Raw genomic sequence first — 17,391 nt, 5'->3', positions numbered from 1 at the left:
GGCCTTCTGCCGGATCAGTTCGTCCAGGCGCTCCGCGACCCGCCCGCCGAGGACCGGACGGCGGTACTTCGGGCACCACACCACGTGGAGCCCGAGGTCGTACACGCCACCGGAGAACCGGCGAACCTTCCTGGTCACGGTCATGCATCGATTATACATGCGACGTGTGTCTAGTGGATCGGGTACGCCGTGGCCGAGGTGAACAGTGCGGATCCGTGCACACCGCTGAGGTCAGAGCGGGCCAGAGAAACAATTCCCCCACCGGCTGAAGCCGGTGGTCCCCTTACTAGGAGGATTGATGGGTGAGCCCGGTACCGAGGCGGCCACCGGGCCGGACGGAGGAACCCTTCCGGCGCCCCCCGCACGGGAGACCGTGCGGGCACGTCTGTCGGTCTGCCTGGTCTTCCTCATCATGGGCGCGACGATGGGCGGCTGGTCGGCGCGCATTCCCGAGGTGCGCCGCGAGGTCGGGCTGGGGGAGACGGCCTGGGGGCTGGCCACCACCGCCTCGGTCGCCGGGGACTTCGTCGCGCTGGCCGTCATCACCGTGCTGATCGGACGGGTGAGCCTGCGCCGGCTGAGTCTGGCGGGCGCGGTCCTGATCCTGCTGAACGCGCCCCTGATGGGCTCGGCCTCGGCCACGGCCGTGCTCCTGGCGGCCCTGGCCACCTGGGGCTTCGCCGCGAACCTGCTGTCCACGCCGATGAACGCCCAGGCGGCCGAGGTCGAACGCCGCTACGGACGGCCGCTGCTGTCCACCTTCCACGCCTGCTTCGCCTTCGGCATGCTCGGCGGCGGTGCGCTGGGCACGCTCGCCGCGGCGGCGGGCGTACCGCCGGGCACCCAGATGGCCGCCGTGAGCCTGCTGCTGGGCAGCCTGCTGGCGGTGTCGGGCCGCTGGCTGCCGGAGGAGACCGGGGGCGAGGAGGACACCGATGACACCGGCCGGCCGCGGCGGGAACAGGGGGAGGAAAGGCTGGCGGCCCGGCTGCGGCGCCGGCTCACCCCGCAGCTCGCCCTGCTGGCCGCCATCGCGTTCCTGGACTCCTTCGCCGAGGGCGCGGCGGGCCAGTGGAGCGCCATCTACGCCGCCGACTTCCTGGGGACCGGGGAGGCCGTCGCCGCCGCGATCTACACCGGCCTCACCGCCACCGCGGCCTTCACCCGGCTGGTGGGCGACCGGCTGACGGGGCGGCTGGGCCACCGGCTGCTGCTGCGGGTGTCGCTGCTGACCGCCGCCGCCGGGATGGGCGCCGCGCTGGTGTGGCCGCACCCGGCGGTGGCCCTGGCCGGTTTCGCCGTCTTCGGGGTGGGCACCGCCTGCGTCCTGCCGACCGTCTTCGCGCTGGCGGGCAGGCAGCCCGGCCTCTCGGCCGGGGAGGGGGTGTCCGTGGCGGTCATCGGCCAGTGGCCGGGGCTGCTGCTGGCGGGCCCGCTCGTCGGCCTGCTCGCCGGGGTGTGGGATCTGCGGATCGCCCTGCTGTCCCTGGTCGCCGCGGCGCTGGCGGCGGCCCTGCTGGCGGGCCGGGTCGTGGAGTAGGCCGGCGGGCGACTCACGGAACCGGGGCGCGGAACGTCCTGCGGTACGCGACCGGACTCGTCCCCAGCCGGCGGTGGAAGTGCGCCCGCATCGACACGGCCGTACCGAAGCCGCACCGGCGGGCGACGTGCTCGACGGGCAGGTCGGTGGTCTCCAGCAGCTCACGGGCCCGCTCCACCCTGGCCCACAGCAGCCACCGCAGCGGGGTCGTCCCGGTCTGCGCCCGGAAGTGGCGGTTGAGGCTCCGTACGCTCAGCCCGGCGCGGCCGGCGATGTCGGCGAGGGTCAGCGTGCGGTGCAGGTTGCGGTGCAGCCACTCCAGGGTGGCCTGCAGTCCGGCCGGCCCGGCCGCGGCACCGGGCGCGGGATGGGAGACGAACTGCGCCTGCCCCCCTTCGCGCCGCAGCGGCACGACGAGGGCGCGGGCGGCGCGGGCCGCCACGGCGGCGCCGTGGTCCCGGCTGACCAGGTGCAGGCACAGGTCCAGCCCGGCGGCCACCCCGGCGGAGGTGAGCACCCGGCCGTTGTCCACGAACAGCACGGCCGGCCGGACCCGCACCTCGGGATACGCCTGCGCCAGCCGGTCCGCCGCCAGCCAGTGCGTGGTGGCCTCGGCCCCGTCCAGCAGTCCCGCCTCGGCCAGCAGGAAGGCGCCCGTGCAGATGGAGGCCACCCGGCGCCCGGCGGCCGCGGCCTTCCGCAGCAGGGCCACCACCTCCGGCTCCGGGACGGCGTCCGGCCCGGCGACACCGGGCACCACCACCGTGTCCGCGTCCAGCACCGCCGCCAGCGGGTGAGTCGGGGTCAGCTCGAAGCAGGGCATGCCCATGGCCGTGGTGGTGACCGGCGCGTCGGCGCAGACCCGCACCTCGTAGGGCGCCGAACCGTCGGGCAGCCGGACCGAGGCGAAGACCTGGCAGACCGTCGTGAGATCGAAGCCGACCGCCCCCCCCCGCAGCGCCGGCACGGCCACCACGTGCATGGCCAGAAACTAGCGCAGCCGGTCATCGGGACGGCTGTTTCCGGCCTGCGAGGGCTGCCACGCTGGCCGCATCCGCGCGGCGGAGAGCCATCGGATCGGTCGGAGCGACCAAGGAATCTCCGGGCCTGCCCGGAGGACGAGCGGAGGGCACATGGAACGCAGGAACGTTCTTCTCGGCGCGGCCGCGCTGGGCACCGGCGCGCCGGCCGGGCAACTGGCCGGAGCGGGCACCGCGGCGGCCGCGCCGCGCACCGGGCCGCTGCGGGTCCACGTCGTGGTGTTCGACGGGGCGGACGAACTGGACTTCATCGCGCCCCACGAGGTCTTCTCCCTGGCCCGGACGCACAGCGAGCACGGGGTGGAGGTCTCCTACGTCACCACGGGCCGGCCCCGGCTGGTGAGGGCGGCGCACGGCACCGGGATCGAAGTGGGGCGCACCTGGGCGCCGCGTTCCGCCGACGTGATCGTCGTGCCCGGCGGGGACACCATGCGCCGCGGCGGTCCCGGGATCTGGGCCGAGATCGACGGCGGCGTCCTGCCCCGCGTCCTGGCCGCCGCGCCGCGCCGCGGGCTGACGATCGCCTCGGTGTGCACGGGCGCGATCCTCCTGGCGGAGGCCGGGCTCGTCCGGGGCCGCCCCTGCACCACGCACCACCGGGCGCGGGCCGAACTGGAGGCCCGGGGCGGGGTGTTCAAGAACGCCCGGGTGGTCGACGACGGTGACGTGGTCACCGCCGGGGGCATCACCTCGGGACTGGACCTGGCCCTGTGGCTGGTGAAGCGGGAGGCCGGGCCGGACGCCGCGACCGAGGTGGAGACCATGCTGGAGTACCAGGCCCGCGGCACCGTCTGGAGCCGCTGACCCGGCCCGGCCCGGCCCGGCCCGCCCGCTCCGCCGCCGTCGGCGGCCGGCACTGCCGGCGCGGAGGAGCCGGCGGTCGGCCCGCCGGCCGGTAGTACGGGGCGGCGGACCGCCGTGTTCAGCCGGGTCCGGAGGAGGCGCGGCCGGGGGCGGTCAGCGCACCGGCCGCCGTGCGACCAGCAGCACGTAGCCGATCTCCGGCAGTTCCCCGAAGCGCGGCAGGGCGTCGGCCGAGCCGACGATGTCGCCCTCTGCCTTCCCGCCGGCCCCGCCGTCCGGGCCGTCCCCGCCGTGCGCCCCGGCCTCGCCCAGGGCCGCGGCGAACTCCCGGTAGGTGCGCCGCACGTGCTCGCCGATGTCCGAGAACTCCAGCAGCTCCAGCCCCGCCCGCCGTACGGCCTCCCGGTACTCCCCGGGGCCCGGCAGCCAGGGGGCCTGGAAGGCCAGGCACATGCGGTCGACGAACTCCTTGACCTCCCCGGTCACCGGCCGCCGCAGCAGGACGTCGGCGACGACCAGCCGCCCGCCCGGCCGCAGTGTCCGGGCGACCCGGGACAGGGCGCCGGCCCGGTCGGACATGTGCATCAGGGACTCGATCGCCCAGGCACCGTCGAAGGACCCGTCCGCGAAGGGCAGTTCCATGACGTCCGCGTGAGCGAAGGCGACCCGGTCCGCCAGCCCGCACTCCCCGGCTTGCGCCCGGGCCGCCTCGACCTCCTCCCGGCTGACGGAGATCCCCTCGACGAGGACCCCCCGTGCGGCGGCGACGCGCAGGGCGGGGCGGCCGGTTCCGCAGCCCACGTCCAGCAGACGCTCGCCGGGGGAGGTGGCGAGCCGGTCCGCCACCAGGTCGGTGAGCCGGTCCGTGGCCTCGGTCAGGGAGCTGCGGTCGGTGTCGTCCTCCCAGTAGCCGGAGTGGATGTTGCCGTTCGCCGCGCTGTCGACGACGCCGGTGCTCCGGTCGTACAGCCGGCCGACGTCGGCCGGTGTCGGTGTGGGTGCGGACGGGACGGCGGTACCGGTGTGGTCGGTCATGGGACTCCTCGTTGCTTCGGCACCGGCCCGGCGGCCGGGGGCAGCCGTGGAAAGGGAGAGAAGGGGGAGGGGCAGGGGAGGGGAGGGGGAGCGCGGAGCCGGTCAGGAGACGAACAGACCCGCCCGCGTCATCTCCCCGAGCGAGCGGTCGAAGGCGGCGACGACCTGCTCGACGTCCTCGTCCGTGTGCACCGCGGAGATCAGGAAGGCGTGCAGTTCCGGCAGGTAGACGCCGTGGGTGCGCATCCAGTGGGCAAGGGCGGCGGTCGCCCGGAAGTCCACCCCGTGCAGGCTGTCGCGGAAGTACGTGAGCCTCTTGTGCGTGAAGGCCAGGGAGAACACCGAGTGGGCGGCCTTCAGCCGCATGGGTGCCCCGTGGTCGGCCGCGACGGAGCGCAGCCCGTCCGCCAGCGCCGCGGTGCGCCGTTCCAGCCCGGCGTACAGGTCCGGGTTCCGCCGCAGATGGTCCAGCACGGCGAGTCCGACGCGGCAACTGAGGTGGTTGCCGCTCATGGTGCCGCCCAGGAAGGCGCGTTCCTCGGCGTCGCGGAACGGGTCGCCGGTGGACCGGCCGTACTCGACCAGCTCCGCGGTGCCGACGACCGCCCCGCACGGCAGCCCACCACCGATGATCTTGCCCAGTACGGTCAGGTCCGGGGCGATGCCCGTCAGGGTCTGCACACCCCCGTACGCGACGCGGAAGCCGGTGACCACCTCGTCGAAGACCAGGGGCAGGTCCAGTTCGGTGCACAGTTCGCGCAGGGCCGCCAGATACTCCCGGTCGATGCCGCCCGCCGTGGTCGGCATCGGCTCCACCAGGACTCCGGCCACCTCGCCGGCGCGGCGGCGCAGGACCTCCAGGCTGCGCGGATGACCGAACTGCAGGACCAGCGTGTCGCGCACCACCGTCCCGGCCGTCCCCGGGGAACCGGCGATCGGTTCGGGGGCGTGCCTCGGCCCCGCCACCCGGAACCAGGAGCTGACCATCGCCTGGTCGGAGAAGCCGTGGAAGTGGCCCTCGAACTTCGCGATCAGCCGTGCTCCGGGGCGGCGCACCCGGCACAGCCGGACGGCCTGCAGCGCCGCCTCGGTACCGGAGTTGGCGAACACCGCGCGCTCCGCCGCGGGGAAGGCGCCGACCAGCAGCTCGGCCAGCTCCACCTCGGCCTCGTGGCCCAGGGCGTTGATGTTGCAGGTCGCCGCGGCCTCGTGGAGGGCCTTCTGCACGACGGGGTGCCCGCGGCCCAGGATGAGGGGACCGCCCCCGCCGCCCAGGTCGATGTAGCCGTTCCCGTCGACGTCGGTCAGCCGGGAGCCGTGGCCCTCGGCGACGAACAGGGGGTAGGCACTGGGGAAGAAGTACCGGTCCAGATGGGTCGGGGCGACCAGGGAGCGCGCGGCCCGCTCGCGCAGGGCCAGTGAGGCGGGCGTGGTCCTGCTGAAGTGCGCGTCGAACCGCTCCTTCAGCTCGCCCTCGACGAACGGCGAGTAGCGGTCGGCGAACCGGCGGGTGTTCTCCCAGATGTCCAGCTCCGGATCGATCTGGGCCATGTAGCCCTCGCAGGACAGCATCGCCAGCTCCCCCTTGGTGTAGGCGGGGGTGTAGGAGGCGCCGTGGCGCCGCAGGACCTCGTTGACGTCCCGGAAGAAGGCCGCCCCCGACCACTGGTCGGACACCGTCTTGAAGTGGTGGGTGAAGACCTCCTCCAGCTCGCGGACGTAACCGGGGTCGGCCAGCAGGCGGGCGCGCGAGGAGCCGCGGGGGGCGTCGACGAAGTACTCGGTGAACCGCCGGACCGCCAGGTTCCACCGGTGCCCGGTGGCCGCGCTGTTGAACGAGGCCAGACCCCACTTCTCGGCCTCGGTGTAGTAGGCGGTGATGCCGAAGTCGATCAGTACGAAGCGGCCGTCCCGGGTGAGCAGCACGTTCCCCGGGTGCATGTCGCCGTGGCAGACGCCGTCGAGGTAGAGCATCGTCAGCAGGATCTCCTGCAGCCGCCGGGCGAGGTCCTTGCGGGGCAGGTCCACCGAGTCGTACTCGGTTCCCTTCAGGCCCTCCACGAACTCCATGACCAGCACCCGGTCGTCGCTCAGTTCGGGGAAGGGACGCGGTACCACCACGAAGGGATGGCCCGCGAAGTTCTCCGCGACCGCGGTCATGTTGGCCAGCTCCCCCGCCATGCTGAGCTGTTCGCGGAGCAGCCGGGCGATCTCCGCGATCCGCTCGGGCAGCCGCGTGCCGCGCAGCGGCGGCAGCAGCAGGTGCGCGGTGCCCACCAGGGCGGTCAGCAGGAACAGGTTCACCCGCAGGGAGGTGCGGACGCCGCGCCTGACCACCTTCACCGCCACCCGGGTGCCGTCGGGCAGGACCGCGCAGTGCACCTGGGCTATGGAGGCGCTCGCCAGGGGAGTGGTGTCGAAGGAGGCGAACACCTCCTCCAGCGGCCTGCCGTACCGCCGCTCCAGCAGCCGTACGACACTCCTGCCGGACATCGTCCGCCCGCTGTCCTGCAGGACGCGCAGCTCCGCCACGGCGCCGGCGGGGAGGAGGTCGGATCGGGTGGAGAGGATCTGTCCGAACTTCGTCCACATCGGGCCCATGAGGACGCACAGCCGTCTGAGCAGGCGGCCGAGGCGGCGGCCCCGCTCCTGCTCCTGCTCCCGGTCCCGGACAGCGGTGCCCGGCGGGGCGGAGGGCTCCTTGTGGAGCGGTCCCGCAGTCATCGCCCGCCGCCTTCCGGTACCGCCGCACCCGCCGCGGACCGGGGCCGGACCTCCAGATGGACGCCGCCGCCGGGCTGCAGCGTGGTCAGGGGCCGGGGCAGCACCGGTGGCTGCCCCGGCGGGATCGTGAAGCGGTAGCGCTGGGCGATGGTCATCAGCACGAGCTGGAGCTCCACCAGGGCGAAGTGCTGTCCGATGCAGATGCGCTCGCCCGCCCCGAAGGGCAGGTACGCGTGGCGGTGCCGCCCGTCGGACCGCTCCGGGGTGAAGCGGTCGGGGTCGAAGCGGTCGGGATCCTCCCAGTAGCCGGGGTGGCGGTGCAGGAGGTAGGTGTTGAGGTAGATGTTGGCCCCGGCCGGGATGCGGTAGCCGCCGACGGAGTCCTCCTCGCGGGCCCGGCGCATGAACTGCCAGGCGGGCGAGTACATCCGCAGGACCTCGTCGACGACGCGGCGGGCGTAGGGCGTGCGCCGCAGGTCCTCGAAGCCCGGCGGCCGTCCGCCCAGCACCCGGTCCAGCTCCTCGTGCAGCCGGGACTCGACGTCCGGGCGGGCGGCCAGCACCTGGAAGGTCCACGCCATCGCGTTGGTGGTGGTCTCGTAGGCGCCCACGACGATGTTGAGCACCTCGTGGTGGAGCTGGCGCAGGTCCATCCCCCGGCCGTCCTCCTCGTCGACGGCGTTCATGAGGATGCCCAGCAGGTCCGTGCCGCCGCGCTCGTTCTCGGGGTTCTCGGCGCTGTCGGCGATGAACGAGGAGACGCACGCGTCCATGCGCCGGATCGCGCGGCGCAACCGCAGATGGGACGGGGTGGGCACGGACAGCGGCGGGAAGGGGAACCGGAAGAAGCGCCCCAGGATGTCGTTGGCCTCGGTGAACGCCTCGGCGAACCGCCGCGCGGTCTCGCCGACCTGGGCGCTGAACAGGGTCCGGGTGGTGATGCGCAGGGTGAGTTCGCCGAACTCCCGGCTCAGATCGGCCACTTCGCCGGAGCGGTAGGCGTCGCGCCAGCCGTCCAGCATCCGGGCGGTCTCGTCGGTCATGCCCTCGGCGAACCGGGCCGCCACCGCGGGCCGGAAGGCCGGCTGCATCATGCGGCGCTGCCGCCGGTACGGCTCACCGCCGGGGTTGGGGATCAGGCCGTTGCGGAGCACGGGACGGACCATCTTGTACATCAGCACTTCTTTGTCGTACTTGTGCCGCTGCCCCACCAGCACCTGGTGGATGTGGTCGGGGTTGTTCAGGACGATCACCGGCATCCCGAAGAGCCGGAAGCCGAAGACGTCGCCGTGCTCGGCGGCGGCCTCCCGCAGGAAGCGCAGCTGGTCGCTGCGGAAGCTGACCCGGCCGGATTCCCCCCGCCGGCCGGACCGTACCGACGGCACTCTCCTCGGCGTCCCGGATCCGTGCGCCTGCCGCGGGGCCGATGGTGCGGGCATGGCACTCACCTCTCCTGTCGTCTCGCGTGGTCTCGCGTCGTCTTGCGGTCGGCACCCCCCGGCGGCCCCGCCCCTCGCCGGGCGGGGCCGCCGGGGAGCGGACAGCCGGGCGCTATGCCGGGCAGCGGGAGAGGAAGCCGGTGAGCTCCCTCAGATCGGCCAGACCGCGGGCGGGCAGCCGCAGCGCGTCCAGGTTCTCCCAGGCGCGGGCGTGCCACCGCCGGGCCGCGTCCAGGGCCCAGTCGCGCCCTCCCGCCTCCTCCACCAGGTCCGCGGCCAGCCGCGCATCCTCCTCGGACAGCAGGCCGGGACGTGCGTAGAGGCCGGCCAGCCGGCGGGCCGGGGCGGTGCCCGAGGCCAGTGCGGCGACCACGGGCGCGGTCATCTTGCGCGCCCGCAGGTCGGCGAGGACCGGCTTGCCGGTGTCGGCCGGCAGGCCCCAGATGCCGAGGAGGTCGTCCTGGATCTGGAAGGCGAGTCCCAGCTGGGAGCCGAACCGCTCGAAGGCCTCCTGCCGGTCGGCCGGTCCGGGCACGAGCGCGGCCCCCACCCGGCACGCCCACCCCATGAGGGCGCCCGTCTTGGCCTCCAGCGTCCGCAGGCACGCGTCGGTGCCGATCGCCCCGCGGCCGGCGGCGGTCAGGTCGTCGCTCTGTCCCAGGCACAGCAGCCGCAGTGTCCGGGCCAGGTCCGCGGCGGCGGCCGCCGACTGCGGGGCGGGGAGCGTCCCGAGGACCTCGAAGGCCAGACCGAGCAGACCGTCCCCGGCCAGCACGGTCAGCGGGACACCGAACCGCACCCAGGCGGTCGGGCGGTGGCGCCGGGTGCGGTCGCCGTCCATCACGTCGTCGTGCAGCAGGGTGAAGTTGTGGACCAGCTCGACGGCGACGGCGCCGGGCAGCGCCGCCTCGGGCCGCGCGCCGAGGGCGGCGGCGGTGGCCAGCGACAGGGCGGGACGCACCAGCTTCCCGGCGCAGCTTCCGGTGGGCACGCCCGCGGCGTCGCACAGGCCCATCTGGTATCCGCACAGCACGGACATCTCCGGCCCCAGCACGGCGATGCGGTCCAGCAGGGCGGGGGCGACCAGTTCCCGCGCGCGGGTGATCGCGCGCGGGACCGCTCCGTCACCGCCGCCGTCACCGCCGGTTCCTGTGCCGCTGCGGGCGCGGGTGGCGCCGGTGAACTCGGTGGTGTCCGTCACGGCAGCACCTCCCCGCCGTCCGCCGGTGCCAGCGTCGCCTCCAGATAGGCCGGATCGCCGTCGTGCTCGCGCTCCAGATAGCGCCGGGTCCGCATCGACCAGTCGAGATTGCCGCGCATCCACGACTCCATGCCCGCGGTGTACTCGGCCAGGGCCGCGCGGTGCCCGGGGAAGCGGTCGAACAGCTCCTCCCGCAGGCACAGATAGCGCCGGGTCTCCTCGCCGATGGCGGCGGCGGTGTGGTCCAGTGCCTCCCGGGGGGTCAGCCCCCGGGCGTGCTCCACGACGCGCACCAGGTTGTGGTACTCGCCCAGCGCGGTCTCCTTGCCCAGGGAGTACCAGTCGTTGGTCCACACGACCACGTCGCTGGCGGCCCGCAGGGCGGCCTGGAACGGCCCGCTCGCATGGACGGACTCGGGCAGGTCGTTCTCCGCGACGATGTCGATGAGGTCCATGCACACGTAGATGGCCCCGGTGTGCCGCCGCTGCTCGATGTACTCGGCCTCGCCGGGGACGACGCCCGCGACCCGGTTGGCCGCCTCCCAGCAGGCGGCGTCCAGACAGGCGGTGAGGTGGCCGGTGAAGCGCCGCCGCCAGGCCGGGCCGGCATGCGGTGCGGTGCGGTGCCACAGGTCCCGCAGCGCCCACACCAGTGGCGGCTGCCCGCCCCGCTCGCCGGCCGGTCCGTCCCCGTCCAGCACGCCCAGCAGCACGTCCATCGACCGGCGCGCGCTGTCCAGGTCACGGCCCACCCGGCCGTCGTCGAGCTGGTCGTCGACGAGGAAGAGCCAGCCGAACCAGTCGGCGATCAGTTCCAGGCGTTTCCGGTCGGCGGCCGGATAGGTCAGGGCCGCGAAACGGCCGAACCCGGCGCGGGCGAACCGTTCGCGGGCCACGGCCGTGCCGACCACCTGGAACCGCCGCACCCAGTCGTCGAGGTGGGCCTCGGCGCGGTCGGCGTGCGGACTGATCCGGGAGGGGAAGGGGCAGTGGATCGCGGGCCGCCCGCCGGGGCCGCCCGGCCGGGGGACCAGCGGGGTCCCGGTCTCGGGAGTGGTGTTCACCGCGGCCGCACCTCCAGGTGGACGCCGCCCTCGGGATGGAGGGTGATCAGGGGCAGCGGCCGTACCGGGGGCCGCCCGGCAGGCAGCCGGAACCGGTAGCGCCGCGCGACGGTGATCAGGACCAGATGGAGCTCGGTGAGCGCGAAGTGCTGGCCGACGCATATCCGTTCACCGCCGCCGAAGGGCATGTACGCGTGGCGGTGCCGGCCCTTGGAGCGCTCCGGGGTGAAGCGGTCGGGGTCGAAGGACTCCGGGTCGTCCCACAGGTCCGGGTGCCGGTGCAGCAGATAGCTGTTCAGGTAGATGTTCGACCGGGCGGGGACGCGGTGGCCGCCGATCGTGTCCTCCTCCCGCGCGCGTCTCATGAACTGCCACGCCGGTGAGTACAGCCGCAGCGTCTCGTCCACGACGGAGCGGGCGTAGGGGGTGTCGGCCATGTCCTCGAAGGTGGCCGTCCGCCCGCCGAGCACGCCGTCGATCTCCTCGTGCAGCCGCCGCTCCACCTCCGGGTGGGCGGCCAGCAGGTAGAAGATCCAGGCCAGGGCGTTGGTGGTGGTCTCGTAGGCGCCGATGACCAGGTTCAGCACCTCGTGGTGGAGCTGTTCCGCCGCCATCGAGGTGCCGTCCTTCTCGTCGACGGCGTTCATCAGGAGGGTGAGGAGGTCCACCTCCTCACCCGGCTCACCCGGCCCGGCGGCGCGCTCCCGGATGAAGGACGAGACGAAGCCGTCCATCCGGGAGATGGCCCGGCGCAGTCTCAGATGGGAGGGGGTGGGGACGGACAGCGGAGGGAAGGGGAAGGTGAAGAACCGGCCCAGCAGTGCGTTGGCCTCGGTGAACGCCGCGGCGAACTCCCGTGCGGCGGAACCCACCTGCGCGCTGAACAGCGAGCGGTTGACGATCCGCAGGGCCAGTTCGCCGAACTCCCCGTGCACGTCCACCACCTCGCCGGGCCGTAACCCCCGGTCCCAGCGGTCCAGCATCCCGGCGGTCTCCTCGGTCATGTTCCGGGCGAACTTCGCGACGACGGCCGGCCGCATGGTGGGCTGGATCAGTCTGCGCTGGCGCTGCCAGTGCTCACCGCCCGGGCTGCCGATCAGGCCGTCGCGCAGGACGGGCCGTACGAGCCGGTACAGCAGGGCGTCCTTGTCGTAGTTGGCCCTTGCCCCCACCAGCACCCGGTAGATGTGGTCGGGGTGGTTGAGCATGATCATGGGGATTCCGTAGACGCGGAACCTGAAGATGTCGCCCTGGGTCCGTGCCGCCCACCGCAGGAACCCCAACTGGTCCCGGCGGAAGCTGACTCCCTCCCTGAGCCGCTGGGGGAGCCGGATGGCGGGCACCTCGGTTGCCGGGGCCGGTGGTCCACCGTTCCTGTCCTGTGACAGGTCCAACGTCATGCAGTCCTCCACTGTGCGAGCCGTGCTGAACAGAGCGTGCGGGCCGTGCTGAACAGGGTCGAACAGTCGTGCTGCGAGACGGCCGGACCGCGGAGGCCGCGGTGCCGGAGGGGCGGATCGGTGTGCGGAACACCGGACGACCGGCTCGTCCCACCCGGGGAACGGCGGAGAGCGGTAGACGGTTCAATCACCTCCGCCGCATCCGTACCGCCCGTCGGCGGGGGGCGGTCCACCGGGGTGGCGGGAGGACGTGCGAGACCGGGCGCCACGGGCCGGTACGGATGCGGCGGAGGAGGGGGCGGCGGACCGGAAAGGGGGGCGCGGCCGGGCTCTTCCGGCCGGGGGCCACGGCTCACCGGGCGGGGAGGCGGCTGAAGAAGGCCCGACGCGGACTGTCCCGCGGGGCCGAGGGCTTACTGATCGTTTCAGAATGAGGTTCGCAGACGGTGGAGGTAGATGAGGCCGCAGGCCGGCCGGCGTCTGGGCTTGCGAATCTGCTGCCTCGCATCCCGGCGCTTCGCCGGGCTCACGATCCAGGTGTTTCGAACATCCCCGCAGCACGCGCCGCATCTGCCCGTGGCGCGGCTGGTCGGTTCCGATCGCGCATCCGAAGGCTGATCAGCGCGGTGACGGCGAAGACGGCGGCCTCGTAGATCATGGCGTGCCGAAACGCGGCGTCCGGGCCGGCGGCGGGTGCGAAGTAGACGAGCCCCGCCGCAGCCACCCCGATCGACCCGCCCAGCTGCTGAGCCGTGGGCAACAGCCCGGACACAGAACCGGCCGCGGAGCCGGCCACCCTCGCCAGCACCAAAGCGAACACCGAAGCGGTGAACGAGCCGAAGGCGGCGCCGCCGAGAGCCAGGACCGGCAACGCCGCCCAGCGTCCGGCCGCCGTGCCGATGAGCGGCGCGAGAGCCAGGGCCGTCCCCGCCAATACCAGCGCCGAGACCGTGAGCACGGCTGACCCGTGTCGGCGGGCCAGCGCGGGTGCGCCACGGCTGCCCAGCACGGCCGCGGCCGCGAAGGGAGCCGACGTCAGCGCGGCCGTGAGGGCGTGATACCCGATGGCCGACTGTAGATGCAGGAACAGCAGATACGTGAAGGACGGCACCCCGGAGTTGAACACGAACACCAGCAGCACCCCCGCACGCGCCCTTCGGTCGCGGAACAGCGACGGATGCACCAGGGGATCCGGCCGGTGCGGGAGAGTCAGCGCGAAGCAGCCGAGAACGGCCACGGACACGGCCAGCGTGGCCCATGTCCACCAGGGCCAGCTGGCTTCCCCTCCCAGCGCGAGCGGCAGCACCAGCGCGCCGAAGCCCACGGTGGTCAGCAACACGCCCACCCCGTCCACGCGCTGCCCGGCCGCGCCTCGCGTGCGAGGCAGTACGGTCGCGCCCGTGAGCGAGACGAGTGCCACCGGCACCGTGACCAGGAACACCGAGCGCCATCCGAGACCGAAGAGGTCGGCGCCGACGAGAAGTCCGCCAATCAGCGGCCCGGCCAGCGACGCCACTCCCATCGTGGCACCGAACAGGCCGAGAGCCCGTGGGCGCCGGGCAGCGGGGACGACGACCTGGATGATCGACAGAACCTGCGGGGCGACCAAGCCGCTGCCCGCGCCCTGGACCAGCCGGGCCGCGATGAGGAACGTGGCATCGGGAGCACACGCGGCCGCTACTGAACCGGCCATGAAGATGACGGTGCCCAGCACGAACAGCCGGTGGTAGCCGTACCGGTCGCCGAGGCGCGCGGCCGTGATGAGCAAGCAGGCGTAGGTCAGGGTGTACCCGGCCAGGATCAGCTGCACGGCACCTGAGCCGGCACCCAGGTCGGTCCGGATCGCCGGGGCGGCGATCTGCGCGACGGTGACGTTGAGCAACTGCACGAATGTCGCGCTCAGCACGACCGGCAGTACGAGCCGCCCGCCGCCACCGGCCACGAGCCGTCCCCCGCTCAGGGACGGGGAACCCTTCACGGGCCGATGCCGGCTCACGAGGCGAGGGCCGCGGCGAGTTCGCCCGGTCGGGCTGCGAACGGGCTGTGGCTGCCGGGCAGGGTATGCACGGTGAACGGGTTACCGGGGAAGGCCCAGTCGGCTTCCGTGATCATGAGGTCCTGTGCGGCCGGTGCCAGCGCCCGGTCCTCGGCGCAGCGCAGGAAAGTTCGTGGAATCCGTCCCCACCGTGCTGCGGTCAGGGTGACTGGAGTCGTCGGGATCGCCAGGGGCAGGTCAGGGGTCAGCGCGGACCGCCACCGGTCAAAGCGGTCCAGGGGGGTGTCGTGGTAGTGAGTTTCCCGCAGTTCGTCGAGGTAGGCGGGATCCGATGAGAGCGGATTGATCCGTACGGCGCCCAGGGCCTCGGGGTCGCCGAGGTTCAGGTTCTGGCCCAGCGCGGTGGCGTTCTCGGCTGAGCCCAGATAGTCGAAGAACCGCGGCCGCCCGCCCGGGACGAACGCGGACAGGTAGACGATCCGGTCCACCAGCTCCGGCGCCCGCTCCGCGGCCAGGGACGCGGGACCGCCGCCCGCGCTGTGCGCGACGAGCACGACAGTGCGATGGTGACGCACCTGGTGCAGGACGCTCAGTACTGCCTCGGCGCAGTCGTCCATCGTCAGGGTGGCGAGCTGTGACTTCTCGGTCATCAGGCCCGGCTGGCCGGGCAGCAGGTATCCGGTGGGCAGGGGTGCATCGAAGCCGTGCCCCGGCATGTCGACGGCCACGCTCGCAGCGCCCAGTCCGGCCAGCGCGCGCTGCGTCGCTGCCCACTGTCCGGAGCTGTGCCAGGCGCCGTGCACGAAAACGAAGACGGTGTCGGTCAGAGATACGTACTTCATGGCTCCATTCCAGACAGGAACCACAGCGCCATCCATTCATAGATTTGGTAAGTGGCATGGCAATATCTTGGAGGTATCGCCCGCGGCCGACGGGTTCGATGGGACGAAGGGCGGGTCATGGAAGCGCGACACCTGCGGTACGCGGTTGCTCTCGCCGAGCACGAACACTTCGGCCGGGCGGCCGGCGAGCTGGGCATTGCGCAGCCGCCGCTGTCCAAGCAGATCGCCGACCTGGAGCGCGAGGTCGGGGCCCGGCTGTTTGACCGCACACGTCAGGGGGTGTTCCCGACCGCTGCCGGTGAGGCGTTCCTCGCGCGGGCACGCCGGGCGCTCGACGAGATCGCGGCGGCCACGGCCGACGCAGGCCGGGCCGCGCGCGGCGAGACGGGACGTCTGCGCCTCGGCTTCATCGCCTCGGCACTGCTCGACCCGCTGCCGGGCGTCCTGAGCCGGTTCGGCCGTGAACGGCCCGACGTGAGACTGGAACTGCACGAGATGGCGACCAGCCGCAGCAGCTCAGCTCTCGTCGCAGGGGAGCTGGACGTGGCCCTCACCCTCGGCCCGCCACGGGGTGCCGGAGCCGAGCATCTCGTGTCCGTCCCGGTCGGACGCGACCACGTGATCGCTGTGGTAAGTACGGTGCACCCGTACGCAGGTCAACAGTCGGTAAGTGCCGACCAGTTGCGGCGACAGGCGCTGATCGTGTCGCCCGGCGAGGACGAGCCCGCTGTAGTCGCCGGACTGCGCACCCTGCTGGGTACGGACTCATCGGCTCTCGGTGGCGCGACCGTCGCGAGGGACGTGCACACGATCATCGGCCTCGCCGCCTCGGGTGTGGGCGTCGGCCTGGGACCGTCCCGCATGAAGGCGGTCCCGCGTCCGGGAGTGCGGTTCTGTGAAGTGACCCCGCGCACGCCCCTGCCCGATCTCGTCCTGTCCTTCGCGGCCCGCGATCACTCCCCGGTGCTGCGCGCCTTCCTCGACACCATCCGGAAGAACTGCCCCGACGTCGGTGCCGCACTCAACGACCGGCTCCGGCCCCACACTTGATTCGAGCCGGTCATCCCTTCGCATGCGCGTGTCCGGCCTTCCGGCACGGGTCGGCCTCGGCGTGAGGCGCACGGCGTACACGAGCGAGTCTCAGAACGTTGCGTCGGCCCGCACGCCCGGCACCGGCGCCCCTGGCCGCAGTCACCGAAGAGGCTGAGCGCAGACCTGACGGGGCATCCAGGCGTCGGGGCTTGCGCCGGGGGCGTCCGCGAAGTCCCCGGATCGGTGTGACCGCGTCCAGCAGTGGCAGGAGTTGGGCGCTGTCGCGGCGGTTGTTGCCGGTGAGCGTGACGGCGAGCGGTGTGCCGTGGCGGTCGACGGCGTAGTTCACCCAGCATGCGACACCGGTCCGCAGCACGTGGCCCTTTAATGATCATGACAGAATGAAGTGCGTAGGCGGCGGAGGCATATGAGGCTGCAGGCCAGTTCGAGCAGGCCCTGATGGAGGTCGGCGCGTCGTTCGTAGCGGATCCGGAGTCGTTTGAACTGATGCAGCCAGGCGAAGGACCGTTCCACCACCCAACGGACTTTGCCGAGCCCTGAGCCGTGGGCGACACCACGTCGGGCGATCATGGGCTTGATGCCACGCTTCCACAGCAGGCGGCGATACTTGTCGAAGTCGTAGCCCCGGTCGGCATACAGGTACCGCGGCTTGCGGCGGGGCCGTCCTCGCAGCCCCCTGATCGGCGGAACCGCGTCGAGCAGCGGCAGCAGCTGGGTGACATCGTGCCGGTTGCCGCCGGTGAGCGTGACGGCGAGCGGGGTTCCGTGCCGGTCGACTATCAAGTGGTGCTTGGAACCGGGACGGGCGCGGTCGACTGGCGAGGGGCCGACGTGATCCCCCCTTTCAGGGCCTGGACATGCGAGCCGTCAACAGCGCAGTGCTCAAGATCCAACAGGCCGGCGCGGCGCAGCTCGGTCAGCAGGACTGCGTGCAGGCGCGGCCAGACGCCGGCCTCGGTCCAGTCCCGCAGCCGACGCCAGGCCGTCACCCCGGAGCAGCCCACGGTCTCCGCGGGGACATCACGCCAGGCGACACCGGTCCGCAGTACGTACATGACGCCGGCGAGTGCGGCCCGGTTGGGAACACGCAGCCGTCCAGGGTGACGGCGGCGCCGCTCGGGAGCGGGCGGCAACAACGGCGCCACTCGCTCCCACAGGTCATCAGGAACAAGATCAGCAGGCACCCCGGCCACTCTGCCGATCAAGATCGCCAAGCGCAAGACCACAGCTCAACTCATTCTGAAACGATCAGT

At 72.8% G+C, this 17,391-nt stretch carries 14 protein-coding genes; 3 read left to right on the top strand and 11 right to left on the bottom strand.

Features of this window, described 5'->3' with window-relative positions; genetic code table 11:
• Positions 1-144: transposase (locus tag V1L54_RS28990; RefSeq protein ID WP_330121145.1), on the bottom strand; the 144-nt coding region annotated here is incomplete at its 3' end.
• Between the two features lie 154 nt (positions 145-298).
• Here V1L54_RS28990 and V1L54_RS28985 point away from each other — a divergent pair.
• Positions 299-1,540: an MFS transporter gene (locus V1L54_RS28985; protein ID WP_330121143.1), complete on the top strand. Its 1,242-nt coding sequence runs from the start codon at positions 299-301 to the stop codon at positions 1,538-1,540.
• A gap of 13 nt (positions 1,541-1,553) precedes the next feature.
• On the opposite strand, the gene V1L54_RS28980 is transcribed toward V1L54_RS28985, so the two are convergent.
• Positions 1,554-2,522, bottom strand: coding sequence for a GlxA family transcriptional regulator (locus V1L54_RS28980; RefSeq protein WP_330121142.1), 969 nt, complete (start codon positions 2,520-2,522; stop codon positions 1,554-1,556).
• Positions 2,523-2,673: 151 nt separating this feature from the next.
• Here V1L54_RS28980 and V1L54_RS28975 point away from each other — a divergent pair, with 151 nt between their 5' ends.
• A complete protein-coding gene (locus V1L54_RS28975) occupies positions 2,674-3,384 on the top strand; it encodes a DJ-1/PfpI family protein (protein ID WP_330121141.1) in 711 nt (236 codons plus the stop codon).
• Positions 3,385-3,537: 153 nt separating this feature from the next.
• Here V1L54_RS28975 and V1L54_RS28970 read toward each other — a convergent pair whose 3' ends face one another.
• The 8 genes from V1L54_RS28970 to V1L54_RS28935 all read right to left on the bottom strand — a co-directional run bounded on the left by V1L54_RS28970 (position 3,538) and on the right by V1L54_RS28935 (position 15,085).
• The gene (locus V1L54_RS28970; protein ID WP_330121140.1) at positions 3,538-4,419 is read right to left on the bottom strand and encodes an SAM-dependent methyltransferase; all 882 of its coding nucleotides are present in this window, start codon (positions 4,417-4,419) and stop codon (positions 3,538-3,540) included.
• Between the two features lie 102 nt (positions 4,420-4,521).
• On the bottom strand, positions 4,522-7,143 hold the full coding sequence (locus V1L54_RS28965; RefSeq protein ID WP_330121139.1) for an aminotransferase class III-fold pyridoxal phosphate-dependent enzyme: 2,622 nt from the start codon (positions 7,141-7,143) through the stop codon (positions 4,522-4,524).
• Positions 7,140-8,582, bottom strand: a complete 1,443-nt coding sequence (locus V1L54_RS28960) for a cytochrome P450 (RefSeq protein WP_330121138.1) — start codon at positions 8,580-8,582, stop codon at positions 7,140-7,142. The genes V1L54_RS28965 and V1L54_RS28960 overlap by 4 nt, the downstream gene beginning before the upstream one ends.
• Before the next feature lie 112 nt (positions 8,583-8,694).
• Entirely contained in the window at positions 8,695-9,783 is a 1,089-nt protein-coding gene (locus V1L54_RS28955; protein ID WP_330121137.1) for a polyprenyl synthetase family protein, read from the bottom strand.
• A complete protein-coding gene (locus tag V1L54_RS28950; RefSeq protein WP_330121136.1) occupies positions 9,780-10,847 on the bottom strand; it encodes a terpene synthase family protein in 1,068 nt (355 codons plus the stop codon). The genes V1L54_RS28955 and V1L54_RS28950 overlap by 4 nt, the downstream gene beginning before the upstream one ends.
• Entirely contained in the window at positions 10,844-12,247 is a 1,404-nt protein-coding gene (locus V1L54_RS28945) for a cytochrome P450 (RefSeq protein ID WP_330121135.1), read from the bottom strand. The genes V1L54_RS28950 and V1L54_RS28945 overlap by 4 nt, the downstream gene beginning before the upstream one ends.
• Positions 12,248-12,773: 526 nt before the next feature.
• A complete protein-coding gene (locus V1L54_RS28940) occupies positions 12,774-14,153 on the bottom strand; it encodes an MFS transporter (RefSeq protein ID WP_330121134.1) in 1,380 nt (459 codons plus the stop codon).
• An 86-nt stretch (positions 14,154-14,239) separates the two neighbouring features.
• A complete protein-coding gene (locus tag V1L54_RS28935; protein ID WP_043375970.1) occupies positions 14,240-15,085 on the bottom strand; it encodes an alpha/beta hydrolase in 846 nt (281 codons plus the stop codon).
• 117 nt (positions 15,086-15,202) lie between these two features.
• Between V1L54_RS28935 and V1L54_RS28930 the strand changes: the two genes are divergently transcribed.
• Complete coding sequence (locus V1L54_RS28930; RefSeq protein ID WP_330121133.1) at positions 15,203-16,135, top strand: LysR family transcriptional regulator; 933 nt, start codon at positions 15,203-15,205, stop codon at positions 16,133-16,135.
• Positions 16,136-16,501: 366 nt separating this feature from the next.
• On the opposite strand, the gene V1L54_RS28920 is transcribed toward V1L54_RS28930, so the two are convergent.
• A protein-coding gene (locus V1L54_RS28920) for an IS5 family transposase (RefSeq protein WP_443076829.1) occupies positions 16,502-17,322 on the bottom strand; the annotation gives its coding sequence in 2 pieces (ribosomal slippage) (positions 16,502-16,974 and positions 16,974-17,322; 822 coding nt in all).
• Positions 17,323-17,391 lie beyond the last annotated feature (69 nt).

The organism is Streptomyces rubellus, assembly GCF_036323805.1.
Taxonomy (GTDB): domain Bacteria; phylum Actinomycetota; class Actinomycetes; order Streptomycetales; family Streptomycetaceae; genus Streptomyces.
The sequence above is the reverse complement of the archived record's forward strand: the minus strand, read 5'-3'. Positions and strand labels throughout refer to the sequence as shown.